The organism is Flavobacterium hercynium (genome assembly GCF_002217285.1).
In the GTDB taxonomy this organism is placed as follows: domain Bacteria; phylum Bacteroidota; class Bacteroidia; order Flavobacteriales; family Flavobacteriaceae; genus Flavobacterium; species Flavobacterium hercynium.
In genome coordinates, this window is record NZ_MUGW01000001.1 from 37,018 (window position 1) to 54,806 (window position 17,789).

Annotated in this window: 23 protein-coding genes; 13 read left to right on the forward strand and 10 right to left on the reverse strand. The window is 33.1% G+C overall.

What is annotated here, in order from left to right:
• Window positions 1–27: 27 nt before the first annotated feature.
• Window positions 28–927 (reverse strand): lysophospholipid acyltransferase family protein, encoded by a 900-nt coding sequence (locus tag B0A66_RS00180; protein WP_089047829.1) that lies wholly within the window; start codon window positions 925–927, stop codon window positions 28–30.
• An 85-nt stretch (window positions 928–1,012) separates the two neighbouring features.
• On the opposite strand from B0A66_RS00180, the gene B0A66_RS00185 reads away from it, so the two are divergent.
• Window positions 1,013–1,579, forward strand: a complete 567-nt coding sequence (locus B0A66_RS00185) for an L-threonylcarbamoyladenylate synthase (protein ID WP_089047830.1) — start codon at window positions 1,013–1,015, stop codon at window positions 1,577–1,579.
• A gap of 152 nt (window positions 1,580–1,731) precedes the next feature.
• Here the strand turns inward: B0A66_RS00185 and B0A66_RS00190 are convergent, their stop codons facing one another.
• Window positions 1,732–2,856, reverse strand: a complete 1,125-nt coding sequence (locus B0A66_RS00190) for a cysteine desulfurase family protein (protein ID WP_089047831.1) — start codon at window positions 2,854–2,856, stop codon at window positions 1,732–1,734.
• 87 nt (window positions 2,857–2,943) lie between these two features.
• Between B0A66_RS00190 and B0A66_RS00195 the strand changes: the two genes are divergently transcribed.
• Window positions 2,944–3,927, forward strand: a complete 984-nt coding sequence (locus tag B0A66_RS00195; protein ID WP_089047832.1) for a hypothetical protein — start codon at window positions 2,944–2,946, stop codon at window positions 3,925–3,927.
• A 148-nt stretch (window positions 3,928–4,075) separates the two neighbouring features.
• On the opposite strand, the gene B0A66_RS00200 is transcribed toward B0A66_RS00195, so the two are convergent.
• Together B0A66_RS00200 and B0A66_RS00205 are read right to left on the reverse strand one after the other, a co-directional pair.
• Window positions 4,076–4,627 carry a Smr/MutS family protein gene (locus tag B0A66_RS00200; RefSeq protein ID WP_089047833.1) on the reverse strand — a complete coding sequence of 184 codons (552 nt, stop codon included), beginning with the start codon at window positions 4,625–4,627 and terminating at the stop codon, window positions 4,076–4,078.
• Window positions 4,617–4,802 (reverse strand): hypothetical protein, encoded by a 186-nt coding sequence (locus B0A66_RS00205; protein ID WP_089047834.1) that lies wholly within the window; start codon window positions 4,800–4,802, stop codon window positions 4,617–4,619. The genes B0A66_RS00200 and B0A66_RS00205 overlap by 11 nt, the downstream gene beginning before the upstream one ends.
• A 105-nt stretch (window positions 4,803–4,907) precedes the next feature.
• Here B0A66_RS00205 and B0A66_RS00210 point away from each other — a divergent pair, with 105 nt between their 5' ends.
• Window positions 4,908–5,192: a DUF2752 domain-containing protein gene (locus tag B0A66_RS00210; protein WP_089047835.1), complete on the forward strand. Its 285-nt coding sequence runs from the start codon at window positions 4,908–4,910 to the stop codon at window positions 5,190–5,192.
• 13 nt (window positions 5,193–5,205) lie between these two features.
• On the opposite strand, the gene B0A66_RS00215 is transcribed toward B0A66_RS00210, so the two are convergent.
• Window positions 5,206–5,907 (reverse strand): DUF1003 domain-containing protein, encoded by a 702-nt coding sequence (locus B0A66_RS00215; RefSeq protein WP_089047836.1) that lies wholly within the window; start codon window positions 5,905–5,907, stop codon window positions 5,206–5,208.
• Between the two features lie 191 nt (window positions 5,908–6,098).
• Here B0A66_RS00215 and epsC point away from each other — a divergent pair, with 191 nt between their 5' ends.
• The 3 genes from epsC (at window position 6,099) to B0A66_RS00230 (ending at window position 8,439) form a co-directional block, all read left to right on the forward strand.
• Entirely contained in the window at window positions 6,099–6,890 is a 792-nt protein-coding gene (epsC, locus tag B0A66_RS00220; RefSeq protein WP_089047852.1) for a serine O-acetyltransferase EpsC, read from the forward strand.
• Window position 6,891: 1 nt separating this feature from the next.
• Window positions 6,892–7,779 carry a cysteine synthase CysM gene (cysM, locus tag B0A66_RS00225; RefSeq protein ID WP_089047837.1) on the forward strand — a complete coding sequence of 296 codons (888 nt, stop codon included), beginning with the start codon at window positions 6,892–6,894 and terminating at the stop codon, window positions 7,777–7,779.
• Between the two features lie 210 nt (window positions 7,780–7,989).
• The gene (locus tag B0A66_RS00230) at window positions 7,990–8,439 is read left to right on the forward strand and encodes a hypothetical protein (RefSeq protein WP_089047838.1); all 450 of its coding nucleotides are present in this window, start codon (window positions 7,990–7,992) and stop codon (window positions 8,437–8,439) included.
• 32 nt (window positions 8,440–8,471) lie between these two features.
• Here the strand turns inward: B0A66_RS00230 and B0A66_RS00235 are convergent, their stop codons facing one another.
• Window positions 8,472–9,347, reverse strand: coding sequence for a sensor histidine kinase (locus B0A66_RS00235; protein ID WP_244283366.1), 876 nt, complete (start codon window positions 9,345–9,347; stop codon window positions 8,472–8,474).
• 330 nt (window positions 9,348–9,677) lie between these two features.
• On the opposite strand from B0A66_RS00235, the gene rlmD reads away from it, so the two are divergent.
• From rlmD to B0A66_RS00250, 3 genes are read left to right on the forward strand one after another with little or no spacing between them, the layout of a single operon-like run.
• Entirely contained in the window at window positions 9,678–11,090 is a 1,413-nt protein-coding gene (gene rlmD, locus B0A66_RS00240) for a 23S rRNA (uracil(1939)-C(5))-methyltransferase RlmD (RefSeq protein WP_089047840.1), read from the forward strand.
• Window positions 11,091–11,103: 13 nt separating this feature from the next.
• A complete protein-coding gene (locus B0A66_RS00245; protein WP_089047841.1) occupies window positions 11,104–11,640 on the forward strand; it encodes a DUF6452 family protein in 537 nt (178 codons plus the stop codon).
• Complete coding sequence (locus tag B0A66_RS00250) at window positions 11,612–12,403, forward strand: DUF6048 family protein (protein WP_089047842.1); 792 nt, start codon at window positions 11,612–11,614, stop codon at window positions 12,401–12,403. Before B0A66_RS00245 ends, B0A66_RS00250 begins: the two co-directional genes overlap by 29 nt.
• 74 nt (window positions 12,404–12,477) lie before the next feature.
• Here the strand turns inward: B0A66_RS00250 and B0A66_RS00255 are convergent, their stop codons facing one another.
• The 3 genes from B0A66_RS00255 to B0A66_RS00265 form a co-directional block, all read right to left on the reverse strand.
• Entirely contained in the window at window positions 12,478–13,170 is a 693-nt protein-coding gene (locus B0A66_RS00255; protein WP_089047843.1) for an aspartate/glutamate racemase family protein, read from the reverse strand.
• Between the two features lie 15 nt (window positions 13,171–13,185).
• The gene (locus B0A66_RS00260) at window positions 13,186–13,422 is read right to left on the reverse strand and encodes a hypothetical protein (protein ID WP_089047844.1); all 237 of its coding nucleotides are present in this window, start codon (window positions 13,420–13,422) and stop codon (window positions 13,186–13,188) included.
• Window positions 13,423–13,517: 95 nt separating this feature from the next.
• Window positions 13,518–14,681 (reverse strand): THUMP domain-containing class I SAM-dependent RNA methyltransferase, encoded by a 1,164-nt coding sequence (locus B0A66_RS00265; RefSeq protein ID WP_089047845.1) that lies wholly within the window; start codon window positions 14,679–14,681, stop codon window positions 13,518–13,520.
• Between the two features lie 131 nt (window positions 14,682–14,812).
• Here B0A66_RS00265 and B0A66_RS00270 point away from each other — a divergent pair, with 131 nt between their 5' ends.
• Entirely contained in the window at window positions 14,813–15,577 is a 765-nt protein-coding gene (locus B0A66_RS00270; protein ID WP_089047846.1) for a class I SAM-dependent methyltransferase, read from the forward strand.
• A gap of 94 nt (window positions 15,578–15,671) precedes the next feature.
• Window positions 15,672–16,340 (forward strand): ZIP family metal transporter, encoded by a 669-nt coding sequence (locus B0A66_RS00275; protein WP_089047847.1) that lies wholly within the window; start codon window positions 15,672–15,674, stop codon window positions 16,338–16,340.
• Window positions 16,341–16,410: 70 nt separating this feature from the next.
• Here the strand turns inward: B0A66_RS00275 and B0A66_RS23240 are convergent, their stop codons facing one another.
• Window positions 16,411–16,653, reverse strand: coding sequence for an IS3 family transposase (locus tag B0A66_RS23240; protein WP_089047848.1), 243 nt, complete (start codon window positions 16,651–16,653; stop codon window positions 16,411–16,413).
• Window positions 16,654–16,847: 194 nt separating this feature from the next.
• On the opposite strand from B0A66_RS23240, the gene B0A66_RS23245 reads away from it, so the two are divergent.
• Both B0A66_RS23245 and B0A66_RS00290 read left to right on the forward strand, forming a co-directional pair.
• Window positions 16,848–17,366, forward strand: a complete 519-nt coding sequence (locus tag B0A66_RS23245) for a DUF6934 family protein (protein WP_394335247.1) — start codon at window positions 16,848–16,850, stop codon at window positions 17,364–17,366.
• Between the two features lie 38 nt (window positions 17,367–17,404).
• Entirely contained in the window at window positions 17,405–17,608 is a 204-nt protein-coding gene (locus B0A66_RS00290; protein WP_089047850.1) for a hypothetical protein, read from the forward strand.
• Window positions 17,609–17,789 lie beyond the last annotated feature (181 nt).

The following is a 17,789-nucleotide window of genomic DNA, read 5'->3' on the forward strand; positions in this document are numbered from 1 at the left end:
TTTAATTAATTTTTACAATAAGGACATCTATTTTTTAGGCTTTAAAAATTTTGGATTTCTATCCTTATGTTTCCAACGATTATGAGTCCAAAAATAATATTCCGGAGCTTCCATAATCTGATCTTCTACTTTTCTTAAATACATATCTGTAATTCCAAAATTAGGAACTTCTTTTACGTTTGTAGAAATAATCTCAAATTCAGCCTCATAAAAACCTCTTTTTAATTTTTTAACTTTCAAAAAAATCACATTCATATCAAATTTTTTAGAAAGCATTTCTGCTCCAACATATACAGGAACTTCAATATCCATAAACTTTGTCCAATATGTATTTAATCTTACAATTGGAGATTGATCACTTGCAAAACCATATAAAGACTTAATGTTTTTATGAAAATTATTATCAATCAGTAAAATAGACTTATCGATAGGAAGTAAATGAGCTTTAAATTTTGATCGTATTTTTCTAACTAAGTTGTCAAAATATTTATTTTGAATAGGCTTATAAAGAGCATATCCTTCATATTCAATCTTAGAATTCATAGAGATAACCCACTCATAACTAGCATAATGCGAACACATCAAAGCAATACTTTTACCCTCTTTTTCAAGAGACTTGTAAACTTCCAGATTCTTAAAAACGAATCTTTTATCTATTTCTTTGTTAGAAATACCCATCGTTTTTATCATTTCCAAGAACATATCACATAAATGGCTGTATGATTTTTTTTCTATAACCAATCGTTCTTTTGCTGACAAATGAGGTAAAGCCAAAGCCAAATTCTCTCTAACCACTTTTTTTCTATACCCAAAAACATAGTATACAAAAAAGAAGACAAAATCAGACAAAATATAAAGAATTCGAAAAGGCAAAATCGATATTATCAATAAAATTGGATAGGCTATCAGGTAAATTAAACGTTGCATTTTTTATATTTATTTTATTTGCAAATATAACTAAAAGTATATAATTAAACTTTGTATTATCTTTGCCAAAAATAATTTTATTAAAATGGACATCAACGAAGAAGTACACAAAGCCTACGAAATCATTAAAGAAGGCGGAATTATTCTTTACCCTACAGATACGGTTTGGGGAATTGGATGCGATGCTACAAATCCCGACGCTGTTGCTAAAATTTACAAACTGAAACAACGTGCAGAAACACAAAGTATGATTGTATTGATGAATGGCGAAAAAATGATGTATAATGTTTTTAAGAATATTCCGGAAGTTGCCTGGCAAATTTTAGACCTTTCTGAGAAACCAACCACATTAATTCTTGATGATGCCCGAAATGTAGCTCCAAATATAATTGCTGCAGACAAATCATTGGGTGTTCGTATCGTAAAAGAACCATTTTGCTTTAAACTAATGGAGAGAATGAAAAAACCTTTGGTTTCTACTTCTGCAAACATTTCAGGACAACCTACACCAATTGCTTTCAAAGACATTAGTCCTGAAATCATAAAAGGAGTTGATTATGTGGTAAAGTTAAATCAGGATAAAATAAACGGAAAATCTTCTACGATTATTAAACTAACAAACGATTCACAGGTAAAAGTGATACGTAAGTAATTTTAGATTTCTGACTTTAGATTTTAGATTTTATCTCCGTGTCTTTTGTGTTTAAATTTCTAACTTTCAACTTTTGACTTTCAACTTTTGACTTTCAACTTTTGACTTTCAACTTTTGACTTTTGACTTTTGACTTTCGCCTTTTGACTTTGTTAAACGGTTTTTAAACTTTCTATCAGCCAGTCAATATCTTCTTTGGTATTGTAATGACTAAACGAAATTCGAAGATTAGGCAGTTTTAAATCTTGTTCCGAAAGCATTTCTTTTAAAACATGCGATGGTTTTATGCTTCCTGATTGGCAGGCACTTCCTCTTGAAACTGCAATACCTTTCATATCCAGACTAAATAACAACATCGCTGTTTTATCTTCTGAGAAAGGTAAAATAATGTTGATGATATTGTAAAAATCTTCTTTTGTACCATTGATTCTAAAACCGGGGAAATGCTTTTCAAGTTCCGCAATCAAATACATTTTTAAATCGGTTATGTATTTTCTCTCTTCCTCTAAATTTTCATACGAAAGTGACAATGCTTTTGCCATTCCCGCAATTTGATGAACTGCTTCCGTTCCGGCACGAAGTCCTTTTTCCTGTTCTCCTCCAAAAAACAAGGGCTGTAATCCCGAATTTTTTCGAACAAAAGCAAAACCAACTCCTTTTGGTCCGTGAAATTTATGAGCACTTGCTAAAATAAAATCAACATTTACTTTTTGCAAATCTATTTCCGTTTTTCCAACTGATTGTACAGTATCCGAATGAAATAAAGCACCATATTGTTTACAAATAACACTTACACGCTCTAAGTCTAATATCGTCCCCGTTTCATTGTTTACGTGCATTAAACTAACTATCGTCTTTTGTTCATCCGACAATAAATTTGACAAATGTGTTAAGTCAATACTTCCGTCAGCATTAATTTTTACATAATCAACCTGAATATCATATTCCTGCTCTAAAACAAGTACAGTATGCAAAACAGCGTGATGTTCTATTTTAGTCGTGATAATTCGTGTTACCTTAAGATCCTTTACTGCCGATCTTAAAAGCCAATTATTAGCTTCTGTTCCTCCGGAAGTAAAAATAATTTCCTGAGCAGAACAATTGAAATGTTTCGCAATGCTTTTTCTGGAAAGTTCTAAAATTGTTTTTCCATTTCGTCCAAAACTATGTGTCGAAGATGGATTTCCAAAATCGTCTGTCATTACTTTTGTGATTTCCTGAATTACTTCAGGTCGCATGGCAGTTGTAGAGGCGTTATCGAGGTATACTTTTTTCATCGTGGCAAAGTTATGAAATATCAATTGTCTATTCTTAAATATCAATTGCCAAATTTTTCACTATTTTTGACCCAAATAAACTTTAAGATGAAAAAATACGCAAGCTTACTATTATTTGCCCTAATGCTAAACGGATGCGATGATGGTGATTTAACTGTTGACACAATAGATTTTGAACAAGTTACCACATCTCAGGCCTGTTCTACTACAAATGAACTTATTTATAAATTAAAAGGTCAGGAAGCATTATTAGTGCAGGTTCCGCTGGAGACTTTTGGTACAGATCCATCACTAATAGATGAACCGTATATTTTTGATATCAATAACAGTACCTATCGTGTTGTTTACAGAGCATACAGTGGCACAATAGCAACTGCTAACATCTGTAATGCTATTCCTCCAACAACGCCTAATGTAACAGAAGAATGGGTTGCTACTTCCGGAAAAATGGAAATTATAACGGTACCGGTTTACACTACCAACGAAACAACTGGAGCGACTAGAATTACGGCTTATAATCACAATATTACGTTCAAAAATATAACATTCCAAAAACCAAGCGGCCCTCAAACGCAGGAGACTTTTATTTTTGGAGATTTTAAATCAACTATTGATACAGAGAACACTTTAGATTTAGCATTTGATGAGTCTGCAAGTCAATGTGCTGAATCAAAACAGATTTACAATTTTAACGCAAGTTCAGCAATTACTATTGATAACATAGCTGCTGACTTAGTTAAAAACGAAGCGACACCAGCAAACACTCCTAGAACAGGATTAATTGGTGAGACAACAAATAAACTGGCTTATAAAGTTTATACAGGAAACGTTTTAAGTGACGCTGCTTTCTGTGGTACATTGCCAGCTTCAATAGTATTAAAAGAAACCTGGACCGGAGTTAACGGTGCAGAAAGCGTAAGCGGAATTATAGAAGTAACAACAACTACTTTTACAGAAACATCATTCAAACATACTATTGTGCTTAAAAATGCTACACTCCGAAAAGGAAATAACACATTCAACTTAGGAAAAACTTTCTTAGTGGGAGAATTGGTTACGCAAACCAATTAAAACAAAAATCCAATTCATTCTGTCTCTTTTACGGGCAGAATGAATCTTATATAAAACGTCCGTTTTCTTTCTAATTTAAAATTAGCTTAGAAAACGGACGTTTAATTTTTTGTTTTATTTCAAGCATTATTTTACACTTGAAATTGTTTTACTTGTTGTTTTGTCTAAAGTAAACTTCTGTTGCTCCCAAGCCATATTTTTGATAATTGGCGTCCTGAAAATCTACTCCGTCATAACGTCCTAATAAAAAATCAAGTTCTGCCTTTAAGATTCCTTCGCCGACACCATGAATAAAAACAATTTTTGGAATACGATTTCGAATCGCAAACTCAATATGTCGTTGTGCTGTTTCGGTTTGCAACGTCAGGATATCATAATTGGACATACCGCGTTTGTTAGGAACCAGTTTTTCGATATGCAAATCAAATTCCGGAGCCGAGACTTCGCGTTTGTCTTTCTTTTCTTTTACAAAACTTCTTGCTTTTGGTTCTGTTTTTTCTTTGGTAATTTCATCAACGTTAATTCTCTTAATAGAATTCATCAAACTACCTGAATCTTGTATTTTAAGTAATTCATTGACCTGAAACGTCATCGTGAATCCATCCTCTGTTTCAATTAAAACGTCATTGTTCTTAACTGAAATAACTACTCCGTTTATGGCTTCGTCTAAAACAGAAACCTTATCTCCTTTAGTCAACATCCTGTTCTTCTTTATCTTGATTTTTACTTGGTGTTTTTGCACTTAGCTGCATCATTCCATACATGAAAACTACAATTGCAATTACCATGATATAAATATTCTTCTCTGCAGCAACCTGCTGATATAAGGCAACCGAAATTGCCAATAGCATTATTATTATTTTAAAAGCTTTCATATTTATTTGCTATAAAAGCCCAAAAGTAAGAAACTTTAAAATAGGAGTTCTCACCTATTGAAATCTTATTGAATATTTTTTTGTAAAATTGTAAAAACAAAACCTGTGAATCTCGAAAAATTTATGCTGCCCTGTTTGTCTAAAACACTATTCGGAATTGAGTGTTTAGGATGTGGTTTTCAGCGTGCGCTTTTATTGCTCTTTCAAGGCGAATTTCTGGCGGCCTTTAAAATGTATCCAGCCATTTACACGACCTTATTATTCTTAGGATTTGTTGTTTTTTATTATTTTGATGCTTCAAAGAAATACAAAAAACCGCTTTACTTTTTTGCCATCATAAATGTCGTTTGTATGGTTATCAGTTATTATTACAAACATTTCTATTTATAATTTCAATCCCAAATTATTTCTTAATTTGATTCAGAATATCATTCATCATTTCGATTTGCACTTTCTGAATTTCAATTAATTCCTGCTGCTGATGCATGATTAAATGATCTATTTTATCGTGAATCATTCTAATTTCCAACTCCGATTTCAGGTTAATCATATAATCTTTTTTAGCACGAGTTCTGTCTTTTTCTTCCTGGCGATTCTGACTCATCATAATTACAGGAGCCTGAAGTGCAGCAATACACGATAAAATTAAATTCAGCAAAATAAAAGGATAAGGATCAAATCCTTTGTTGACCAAAATATACACATTCGACCCAATCCAGATTACAATAAAAAGTAAAAATGAAATGATAAACGTCCAGCTACCTCCAAAATCAGCTACTTTATCAGCTATTTTTTGTCCAAAACTTCTTTTTTCTTCTTCATCTTCAACAATGCTTACCAGTGATTTATCTTCTTTTAATGAGGTTATAACACTTTTTTCAAGATCAGACAGCGCTCCTATTTCAATTGATAAATAGTTTGAAATGTATTTTTGTCGGTATTGATTTAATTCTTTAACAGAAATAAAATCTTCATCACAAAACGAAGGATGCTCTTTTAGTATAAGTCCCAATATAGGATCATGAACCGCTTTTCCGGATATTTTTTCATTAACAGGAAAAGAAAGGTTAGAAATAGCACTTACAAAAGTCTGATTATTTTTCATTTTATATTTTTTTTCCTCGCTAATTTACGCATTTAACTTCTTAAGAATCATATAAAAAATGGAACTTTTATAACCGTCCATTTATCACAAATACAATTCTTAAAACAAAATTTCTTTAAATAATTCCTGCCTTTATTTCCAAAAAACGCCTTACTTTTAGCGTTTCAAATTATCCATCCAATTTTATAATGGTGTCAAAAGATCAAATCATACAAAATATAAAAGCTTTAAAAAGCCATTCTCATATAAATTACGGAATCAAAACTAAAACAGAAGATTTTACCGAAAAGCTTTTTTATACTCTTTTTGATTCTAATGCGCCTTTAGATGATAGTATAGATGAACTCGAATTTCGTTTTAAAGAAATTGCCGTTTTAGCATGCAAAAAACCGGAAAATTTATGCGAATCGATCTGGGATCGTTTTTTAGAAAAATTACCCGGAGTTCTTGAACAACTCAATCAGGATGCCGAATATATTTTAGAAAATGATCCTGCGTCTAATAGTATCGACGAAGTTTATTTAGGTTACCCCGGTTTTTACGCTATCGCTATTTACAGATTAAGTCATGAATTGTATCTGTTGGATTTGCTTTTGTTCTCCAGATTAATGAGTGAATATGCACACCGAATTACGGGAACAGATATTCATGCCGGAGCGACTATTGCATCACCATTTTTTATTGATCACGCCACCGGAATTGTTATTGGTGAAACAACCGTTATCGAAAAACATGTAAAAATCTATCAGGGTGTTACATTAGGTGCATTAAGCGTAAGCAAGGAAATGAAAAATGCAAAACGCCACCCTACAGTTGAAAAAAACGTTTGCATTTATGCTAATGCCACAATTTTGGGAGGTGGAACAATTATTGGCAAAAACAGCGTTATTGGTGGAAATGCCTGGGTTACAAAATCAATTCCACCCGATTCTATTGTACTGAACACCACTACTACTGAAGTTAAAATAAAAGAAAAAAAATAAAATGGCACCACAAAAACTGCTAAACCTAATTGGAAACACGCCATTGATGGAAACTGTCAATCTGGTTAAAAATAAAAACGTAAAACTTTTACTAAAACTTGAAGGAAACAATCCGGGAGGAAGTGTAAAAGACAGAGCAGCCTACAACATGATTGCAGCAGCTGTTGAAAGAGGTGATATTAAAAAAGGAGATAAATTAATAGAAGCTACCAGCGGTAATACCGGAATTGCTCTGGCAATGATTGCACAATTGTTTCAAATTGAAATCGAACTGGTTTTACCGGAAGATTCTACCAAAGAAAGAACACAAACCATGCGTGCGTATGGCGCTACCGTTATTTTAACGCCTGCAAGCGAAGGAATTATTGGTTCACGCGACTATGCGGACAAAAAAGTAGCAGAAGGCGGATATTTGATGTTAAATCAGTTTGCGAATGATGACAACTGGAAAGCGCATTACAAAACAACAGGTCCTGAAATCTGGAATGATACCGAAGGAACTGTAACACACTTTGTATCTGCAATGGGTACAACCGGAACTATTATTGGAACTTCGACCTATTTGAAAGAAAAAAATCCGGCCATACAAATCGTTGGTGCACAGCCAAGCGATGGTTCTCAGATTCCGGGAATTCGAAAATGGCCACAGGAATATTTGCCTAAAATTTTTGATGCTTCAAAAGTAGATACAGTTATTGATGTAAGCGAAGAAGATGCAAGAGAAATGACAAAACGCCTGGCGCTTGAAGAAGGTGTTTTTGCAGGAATGAGCAGCGGAGGTTCTGTTGCTGTTGCCGTAAAAATTGCCGAACAACTAGAATCAGGAGTAATTGTAGCCATCATCTGTGATCGCGGAGATCGTTATCTTTCTTCTGATTTATTTGATTAGATTTCTTAAGGAACAAAGATAAAAAGGTTCAGAGACACAAAGGTTCTTTTGATGAAGGTAAATAATAAAAATAAGTTCTTTTTAGCTTCGCTTTAACCTTTCAAAAATTAATATTTTTTATACCTGCAAATGTTCGCGGCTACAAAAAACCTCTGTACCTTTGAGCCTTTGCAACTCTGAACCTTTGGATAGTTCCTTCAAAAAAATATCATGCTTACAAAATCAAAATTCCAGGAGTGGTTTAACCGATACAAATACGCCGAATTAGCAAGTACCAGTGCAGCACTTTTAACTTCTTCTTTTAGTAAAATTTATAGCGGCTTAACAACTGCATATCTTATTACCTTTGCAGAATATCTGGCTTTTTATGGTGTTATGATTTTTTCATCCTATAAAAAAATAGCGAAGCAAAACAAAGCTTTAAATCAGCCTACGACTTCCAAAGATATATTGTCGCTAATAAAAAACTTAGCATTAGAGTTTGGTTATCCTGCCTTTTTAGATTTTTTAGTGGTACGTCCGTTTTGTATGTACTGGATGCCGATTCTTTGTGGAAATTACTTTTTCGGAATTATTCTGGGTAAGATCACAGCCGACTTGTGCTTTTATTTCTTAACGATTCTGAACTACGAACTTATAAAAATCCGACAAGCGAAATAAGAAACTAAAATGCAATTACTATTTCACTTTACTTACAATTCAAATTCAATTTTAAATTCGGCTCCCCTATTTTTACCTTCGCTGGCTGCTGTTAGCTGACCTTTGCTGCGCTCAATAATCTTTTTGCACAAATACAAGCCAATTCCAGTTGAAGATTCATTTGCTGTCCCTAATCGGCTCATGGTAGTAAACTTTTTAAACAGCTCATCTATTTGATTCTGATCAAAACCAATTCCGCTATCAGCAACCGTAATTATCAAAGCTGCATTTTCTTTATAGATACGAACTTTTACTTCGCTGTCAAAATAAGAGAATTTAATAGCATTACTAATTAAGTTTACCAAGACCTGAACCAGCAAACCTTCGTCGATTCGTAGTTTCTCCTCAGTGGTTTCCATCGTTAAGTTTAACTTGATATTTTTATCTACCAGACGCTGCTCAACCTGTTCATTAATAAAAGGCAGTATATCACGAAACGATACCGATTTAATTTCATGATTAATTTTCACAACCTGATCCTGTTCATTCAATAATTTTATAAAGTTCTCTATGTACCTAAATTGCAGATTGGTTGATTCGCAAATTAAATCAGCCAAATGTTTTACAGATTCTGAAGGTTCTTCGCTAATAATCAATTTTGCCAGACCTTGTGGGTTTCCTGCAAAATTTTTCAGATCATGAGAAAGCATATAAATCAAATCCTGTTTTTCGTGTATAAAACTTTCTGCCTCGTAAATAGAATCTTGTATATTGCACATAAGCAAACCTGCTTCGTCGCCATATTGTGTTGGTAAGACAGATAATTTTCTTTCGCTTCTGTAATCGTCTAATGCTTTTGATGCTTTTGCAATTGGCTTAATCAACTGATTCAAAACCAAAAGCGTGACTAATGTAGCCAATAATGTCATGATTAAAGAAAAAATCAAAACAGACGTTGGAGGTATATTTGTATCGTAGTAGAGAACAAAAAATAAAATTCCGATCAAAGGAATGTGAATTCCTATAAAAGCGACAAATAAAAATTTGAACGCATAGCTTTTTTTCAAAAAACTAATTCGTGAAAGATTGTGATACAACTTCATAAATTTATAACAGAACTAATAGATTAAGATTGCAGAATTTGGGATTGTGCATAACAAAGTTACCGATTAAAGTTAATTAAACCACTATTTAAAAAAAAATCTAAAAATTTTCAAAAATAAAATTTGTAAAAGTTTACAAACACTTATTTTTGCGCTATGGGAAGAAAAAATACAGACAAAGTTGTCTTTCATCAAATCCAGGTTCTTGATGCTGGAGCAAAAGGAGTTTCAGTAGCCAAAGCACCTGACGGAAAAGTAATCTTTATTCCGAATGTAGTTCCGGGAGATGTAGTTGACGTACAAACTTTTAAGAAAAGGAAAGCCTATTATGAAGGCAAAGCCGTAAAATTTCATGAACTTTCAGAGCACCGCATCGAACCAATCTGCGAGCATTTTGGCGTTTGTGGAGGATGCAAATGGCAAAATATGAACTACAGCCAACAGCTGCATTACAAACAAAACGAAGTAAAAAATCACTTACAGCGTATAGGAAAAGTAGAACTTCCTGAATTCGAAACTATTTTGGGTTCAGAAAAACAGTTTTTCTATAGAAATAAAATGGAATTTTCGTTTTCTAACAGCCGTTGGTTAACAGAAAAAGAAATTGACAGCACAGAAGATCTTGGAAACAGAAATGCTTTAGGTTTTCACATTCCAAAAATGTGGGATAAAATCCTGGACATCAACAAATGTCATTTACAAGAAGATCCTTCCAACGCGATCAGAAACGAAATCAGAGCATTTGCAAATGAGCATAACTTGGCATTCTTTAACCCAAGAGAACATTCAGGTTTACTAAGAACCGTAATGATTCGTACTGTTTCAACTGGAGAAATCATGGTGTTGATTCAGTTTTTCGAAAATGACAAAAAGAATCGTGAACTTCTTTTAGATCATCTTTACGAGAAATTCCCGCAAATTACTTCATTGCAATATGTTGTAAATGCAAAACAAAACGATACCATCTACGATCAGGATATAAAACTTTACAAAGGAAGAGATTATATTCTGGAAGAAATGGAAGGTTTGAAATTCAGCATCAATGCAAAATCATTCTACCAGACCAACTCTGATCAGGCGTATGAATTGTACAAAATAACGCGCGATTTTGCAGGACTTTCAGGCAATGAAACCGTTTATGATTTATATACAGGAACGGGAACTATCGCACAGTTCGTTTCTAAAAAAGCTAAAAAGGTAATTGGTGTAGAAAGTGTTCCTGAAGCGATTCTGGATGCTAAAGCAAACGCTGAACGCAATAATATTACCAATTGTGAGTTTTTTGTTGGTGACATGAAAGTGGTATTCAACGAAGCTTTTATCGCTCAGCACGGAAAACCGGACGTAATTATAACAGATCCTCCAAGAGATGGTATGCATGCAGCCGTTATTGACCAAATCATGAAAATTGCGCCACAAAAAGTAGTTTATGTAAGCTGTAATTCTGCTACACAAGCAAGAGATCTAGCTTTAATGGACGAAAAATACAAAGTAACACGCGTTCGCCCGGTTGATATGTTTCCGCAAACTCACCATGTCGAAAATGTTGTACTTTTAGAACTTCGATAATAACAAAGGATACATGAAAAAAATAATTGCTTTCGTATTACTCTTCGCTTTTGGTTTTTCCAGTTGTGAGAAAGACGATATTTGCGACGCAAATACGCCTACAACTCCACGATTAGTTATTTCATTCTATGATATAAATATCCCGTCAGTAAAGAAAAAAGTAACACGTTTAAAAGTTATTGGCGAAGGACAAACAGAAGGTATTGTTTTTAATAAAACAGCAATAGATGAAACCAAATATCTAACAAGTGGTGATTCTATTTCAATTCCGTTAAAACCAGATGCAGACACTGTAACGTATAGTTTTATATTAAACTCAGGAAGCACCGATGCTACATTTATTAACACTGATGCTATAAAATTTAATTATACGAGACAAAACGCTTATGTTTCCAGAGCTTGTGGTTTTAAGACCATATTTAAGCTAAATACGCAAGCCCCTTTCGAAAGACAACTTCCAGACGCTGACGGTCCATGGATGCAGGTTATTGAAGTAAAAAATGCTAACATTGAACGCGAAAATGAAACACATCTTAAAGTATATTTTTAGTATTTGTTTATTGTTTTCAGTGTTTTTGGCGCAAGCCCAGGATACAACAGTAACAAAAGAAATTATTCAGGAAAAAACAAAGTCTGAAACCAAAAAACCGGCTGTTAAGGAAATATTGAAAGACAGTATTCCAAAAACAGATCGTTATGGTTTGCGCGTAGGAGTCGATTTATACAAACTTACCCGCGGTTTTTACGACAAAGATTACAAAGGAATAGAAGTTGTAGGAGATTTTCGTTTAACGAAAAAATACTACCTGGCAGCAGAGCTTGGTTTCGAAGACAAAACAACAGACGATACCCGATTGAACTCTACAGCAACAGGAACGTACATAAAAGCAGGTTTTGATTACAATATGTATGAAAACTGGCTCGACATGGAAAACCTGATAACTATAGGATTACGTGGCGGATTCAGTACTTTTAGTCAAGACCTCAATAGTTACAAAATCTATAATCCGAACCCTTACTTTGGCGAATTACCTGCAATTACTGAAGGACAAAAATACAGCGGACTTTCAGCAGGTTGGCTAGAAGTGACTGCAGGACTTAAAGCTAAAGTTTTTAACAATGTATTTGTTGGTTTTGGTGTTCAGTTAAAACTTTTGGTTATGAATTCAAAACCTTCTGGATTTGATAATTTATACATTCCGGGTTTCAACAAAACATACGATGGAAGTTTCGGAATTGGTTTCAACTATACTGTTTCGTACTTCATTCCGCTTTACAAGAAAAAAGTAATTATTCCTGAAATCAAAAAATAGATTTCAAATAAGCTATAACAACCAAAAGCCCCGAATTATAAAATTCGGGGCTTTTGTTATATTGTATATTTTACTTAAGAAACCTGAAATTCAACAGCTGCCCTTGCATGTATCAAAGTTGTATCAAAAATAGGAACTACTAAATCACCCGCTTTTATTACCAAAGGAATCTCAGTACAACCTAAAATAATTCCTTCAGCACCATTCTTAATCATTTCATTTGCAATTTCAAGATAACGTTTCTTAGTTGCTTCCGTTACCAGACCTCTGCCTAATTCCTCAAAAATAGTATGATGAATAAAATCTTTATCACTTTCACTTGTTGGAATAATAGCTTCAATACCTTTTGCTGTCAATTTATCTTTAAAAAAGTCAAGTTCCATCGTAAACTTAGTTCCCAGTAAACCTACCTTTTTTAGTTCTTGTTTCTGTATTTCAATCGCTGTTTCACTTGCAATATGAATAACCGGTAGACCAATAGCTCCCTCAAGTTTATCAGCAATTAAATGCATCGTATTGGCACACAAAACAATTGCTTCTGCCCCACCCGATTTTAAAAACTCACAACCTTTCAAAAGCATTTTAAAAGTCGAATCCCAATCGTTGTTTTCGTTATTCCTTTTGATATCAGCATAATTAAACGAATAAAGCAGGCATTCAGAAAAGTTTAAATCTCCAAGCTTTTCATTTACGCCCTTATTTATAAGTGTGTAATAATCTGACGTCGAAACCCAGCTAATACCGCCAATAAGTCCAATTTTCTTCATATCAATAGTTTAAGATTATCCTATTTCCCTAATTCCTTTTATAAAAATCCATTTCATAAAAAGTTTTTCACCGTCTTTTGTTCGAACTGATTGAAATTTAGGAGAGATTAATGTTGCTACGATAAAAGCCGTCATCGGAATCCAAAGTCCCGTTAAACCAGTATACATAGCAATTACATATCGAGACGCAATAAATAAAATTGCAAAACATCCTAACTGATACAAAAAAGCTCTTACTTGTAATTTTGTCATTTTTTTTATTTTAAGGCTCAAAGTTACAGAGGTTCAAAGCGACAAAGTTTTCTCTCTGTACCTTTGAACCTTTGCACCTTTGTAACTAATTTAAATTATTCAGAAACTTGAAATTTCGTTCTCTTACTTCCTTCATACATTTCGTATTTTACCAAACGCGCTTCAAGGCTAGCGTTAAAAAGTTTGATTTTACGAGATGGTTTTAAACCAACAAACTTCAAAGCTTCAAGATTTGCCGTTATAAACCAAGCGTTTGTACCAGGATAACTCTTCTTTAAAGTATCACCAATATTCTTGTAAAACTCTTCCATGTGAATATCCAGACGCTCATCATAAGGCGGATTAAAAACCATGTGCAGTTTTCCTTCAACAGCTTTCTCGGTATCAAAAAAATTATCTTCCTGAATTGTCACATAATCCTCCAGATTCGCATTTCTAATATTGTCTTTCGCTTTGTTTACAGCACTTGGCGCTTTATCAAAACCTTTAATAGTATAATGAAACTCCTTTGTTTTTTTCATCAGACTGTTTACAATCTGATCAAACAAATCATTGTCCCAGTCTTTCCATTTTTCAAAAGCAAATTCCTTTCTGTTTATGTTTGCCGGAATATTGCAGGCAATCATCGCTGCCTCTGCCAAAAAAGTTCCAGAACCACACATCGGATCCAAAAAGTGCGATTGCCCTTCCCAGCCTGATAAAAGTAAAATTCCAGCCGCTAAAACCTCATTAATTGGTGCAATATTAGTTGCCGTTCTGTAACCACGTTGGTGCAACGAATTACCAGAAGTATCTAATGCGATAGAAACCTGATCTTTATCGATATGAACGTTGATTCTCAAATCCGGAAATGCTTTATCAATACTTGGTCGTTGTCCCGTTCTCTCTCTAAACTGATCCACAATTGCATCTTTACATTTCTGAGAAACAAACTCAGAGTGATTAAAATAAGTCGAATGCACCGTAGCATCAATTACAAAAGTCTGATTTGCATTCAGTAATTTAGACCAGTTCACACCGGAAACACCTTTATATAATGCTTGTTCGTTATTAGCTCTAAACGAATAAATAGGTTTCAAAACCTTTAGAGCAGTTCTAAGCGACAAATTGGCTTTATACATAAAACCTTTATCTCCTTTAAAACTTACCATTCGCACTCCCTTTTCAACATCCTGAGCACCAAGTGCGCGCAATTCATTCTCTAATATTTCTTCAAAACCAAAAAAACATTTGGCTATCATTTTAAAATTTTCTTCCATCTTTATTTTTGAATTAAATAACCAAATCTATGTTGCACAAGAGCATATCTACAGGTATCGTAACGAAATAGTTATTTTTCGGCAAAAATACACTAAATTTGCCGGACTTTGAATTAATTGAAATAGAATAAATGTCTGAATTGCATAACTCATCAACACCAAATCAGGATCGTAATACTGAAAACTGGTTTACATCATGGTTTGATACACCTTATTATCATATTCTTTATAAAGATAGAAATTATCGTGAAGCTCAGATTTTTATGGATAATCTAACGCACTATCTAAACTTGCCCGAAAAAGCAAAAGTTTTAGACCTGGCTTGCGGAAAAGGACGTCATTCTATTTATCTTAATCAATTAGGGTTCGATGTTCTTGGCGCAGATTTATCTGAAAACAGCATCACAGAAGCCAGCAAAAACAGCAACGAAACCCTTCATTTCAAAGTACACGATATGCGTGAACCGTTTGATGAAAAATTCGATGCTATTTTTAATCTTTTTACCAGTTTTGGTTACTTCGAAAATGACGAAGACAACCTTACTACCCTAAAAGCCGTTAAAGAAAGCTTATCTGAATACGGTTTTGCAGTAATCGATTTTATGAACGTAACTAACGTAATCGAAACTTTGGTTCCGGAAGAAACAAAAACCGTTGACGGAATCGATTTCAAAATTAAAAGATACGTTGAAGACGGACATATTTTAAAAGAAATAGATTTTGAGGATCAAGGCAGAAAGTACCATTTTACCGAAAAAGTAAAAGCCTTAACCTTAAAAGACTTTCAGTATTTAATGGATGAAGCCGGAATTTATCTTTTAGATATTTTTGGCGATTACAAACTCAAAAAATTCCATAAAACCGAAAGCGAAAGATTGATCATGATTTTTAAATAGCTTTAATCGTTTAACTGTTACTTTGTTTAATCGCTTAAGCAAACCAACAAAACCGATTGACCAATTAGACAAATCAACGATTTAATTAGAACAAATGAATTATCTACTACCCTTATTTTCTGTACTCTTAGGATATGGTGTGGCTTTGTTTATAAAACCAGAAAGCAAAACAAACTTAAAATTACTGTTGGCCTTCAGCGGTTCTTTCTTATTATCCCTAACGGTAATGCACTTGTTGCCTGAAGTTTACGAATCACACAATTCCCATATTGGAATCTTCATCATGATCGGAATTTTGTTTCAGATCATCCTGGAATTTTTCTCTAAAGGAGCAGAACACGGACACGTACACGGACATGCAAAAATGTCTCAAATTCCGTGGCTTCTGTTCATCAGCTTGTGTATTCATGCCTTTTTGGAAGGTTTTCCCGTAAGTCATCATCATGGTTTAGCAGTCGGAATTGCGATTCATCATTTGCCAATTGCCGTCATTCTAACCACATTCTTCATCAATGCCGATTTAGACAAAAAAGCCATATTTGCTTTCATGCTTACTTTCGCCCTAATGACACCACTAGGAACATTTGCCTCCGAATTTTTACCAATCCTAAACGATTATTACACCGAAATAACCGCCATCGTAATTGGTATCTTATTCCATATTTCATCGACCATCATCTTCGAAAGCAGTGAAGGACATAAATTCAATATTGCCAAAGTTTCCATGATCGTACTCGGAATTCTATTGGCATTCTTGTTGTAATTGGGGCGTGCCACCATTTAAAAAAAGACCCAATTATAGACTGCACCCAAAAGTTTAGACAAATTCATAGTTAACTCTTATAATAATGAGCTCGATATTGTATCGGGCTCATTACATTTAGATTAAGTTTTATTCTGTCATAATTATAATAATTAACATACTCAATAATCTCCTGTTTTAATTGATCAATGGAACCGTATTTTTTAAGATAAAACAACGCTGATTTTAATGTTCCTAAGAAGTTTTCAATAATCGCATTGTCAAGACAATTACTATTAAATAATAATTTATAAATAATTGTTACTAAATCTATTTTGCCTCTAAGGTTATTTTATTGAACATTTAGGCAACAGCAGTAAAATTTAATACCCTATAATTATCATATTAAGTGAAAATGAAATTTATATTTGAGATTGAATTGAAAAAAGATAAGATTTGGATTTTTTAGAAAAGGCTTATAGTTATAATTTTGAAGGTATTATTAATGAAGTTCATTAATTTAGATTCATTAGTACAGGAACACAGGAAATTACCAAAATAGTTTCCATTTCACCTGTTGATAAAAGCCTTAATTGGTATAATGTAGGTTTTGGAAATTTTGAAAACAATGGAGATGTAATAGTAGTTAATGATTTAGCTGAGACGAACAACAATGATTATGATGAAGTTTTATCTACTGTTTTTATGTGTATTCTTCATTTTTTCAATTCTAATCCAGATTGCACTATATTATTTTTTGGAAACACATTGCATAAACATCGACTATACAAACAAAAAATATCTTCGAATATTAGTAGTTTAGAACAATATTTGGATATATCAGGAGGTAAAATAAAAGAGGTAATAACAATTATTGAAAAAAAGCAAACAATATTTAGGAAAGAAAAAAAACACGAAAGAACCATTCGGGAAAAAGACCTTACATCACTCAAAAATGATATTACAGTAAAACATATTGAAAAGTACAACAAAGACAAAACAGCTGACTATCAATTTGTTTTATTTAAACTAAAAAATAATCAATAATTATTGGAATAATAAAAAAACACTATATTTGTAACGCTATGATAACAAAACAATTAAGAGACTTAGTAGAAAAGCAGATAGAAAAATCTACTAGTTTTTGGGCTGGTCGTCCTAAAATGACTATCCAAGAACTAGAGGCGGTAGAGAAATTTGCTAAAGAAAAAAACAAACTTTTTGAAAAAGCATTTGATTCTCCTCAAAAAGTAGAAAAAATTAATAAAATGCAAAATAGCGCATTATAAATCGATTAATTAGTTCAAAAAAAATATAATTATATAAAAAATGACCGTTTGGAAATAATTCAGACGGTTTTTTTTATAAACGTTTGTTTCATTCTTATTATAAAAGTTCAACGATAAAAAAATATTAATTGGAATATTAAAAACAACAATAGATGCACGAAATTTTATTCCTAACAGGTTT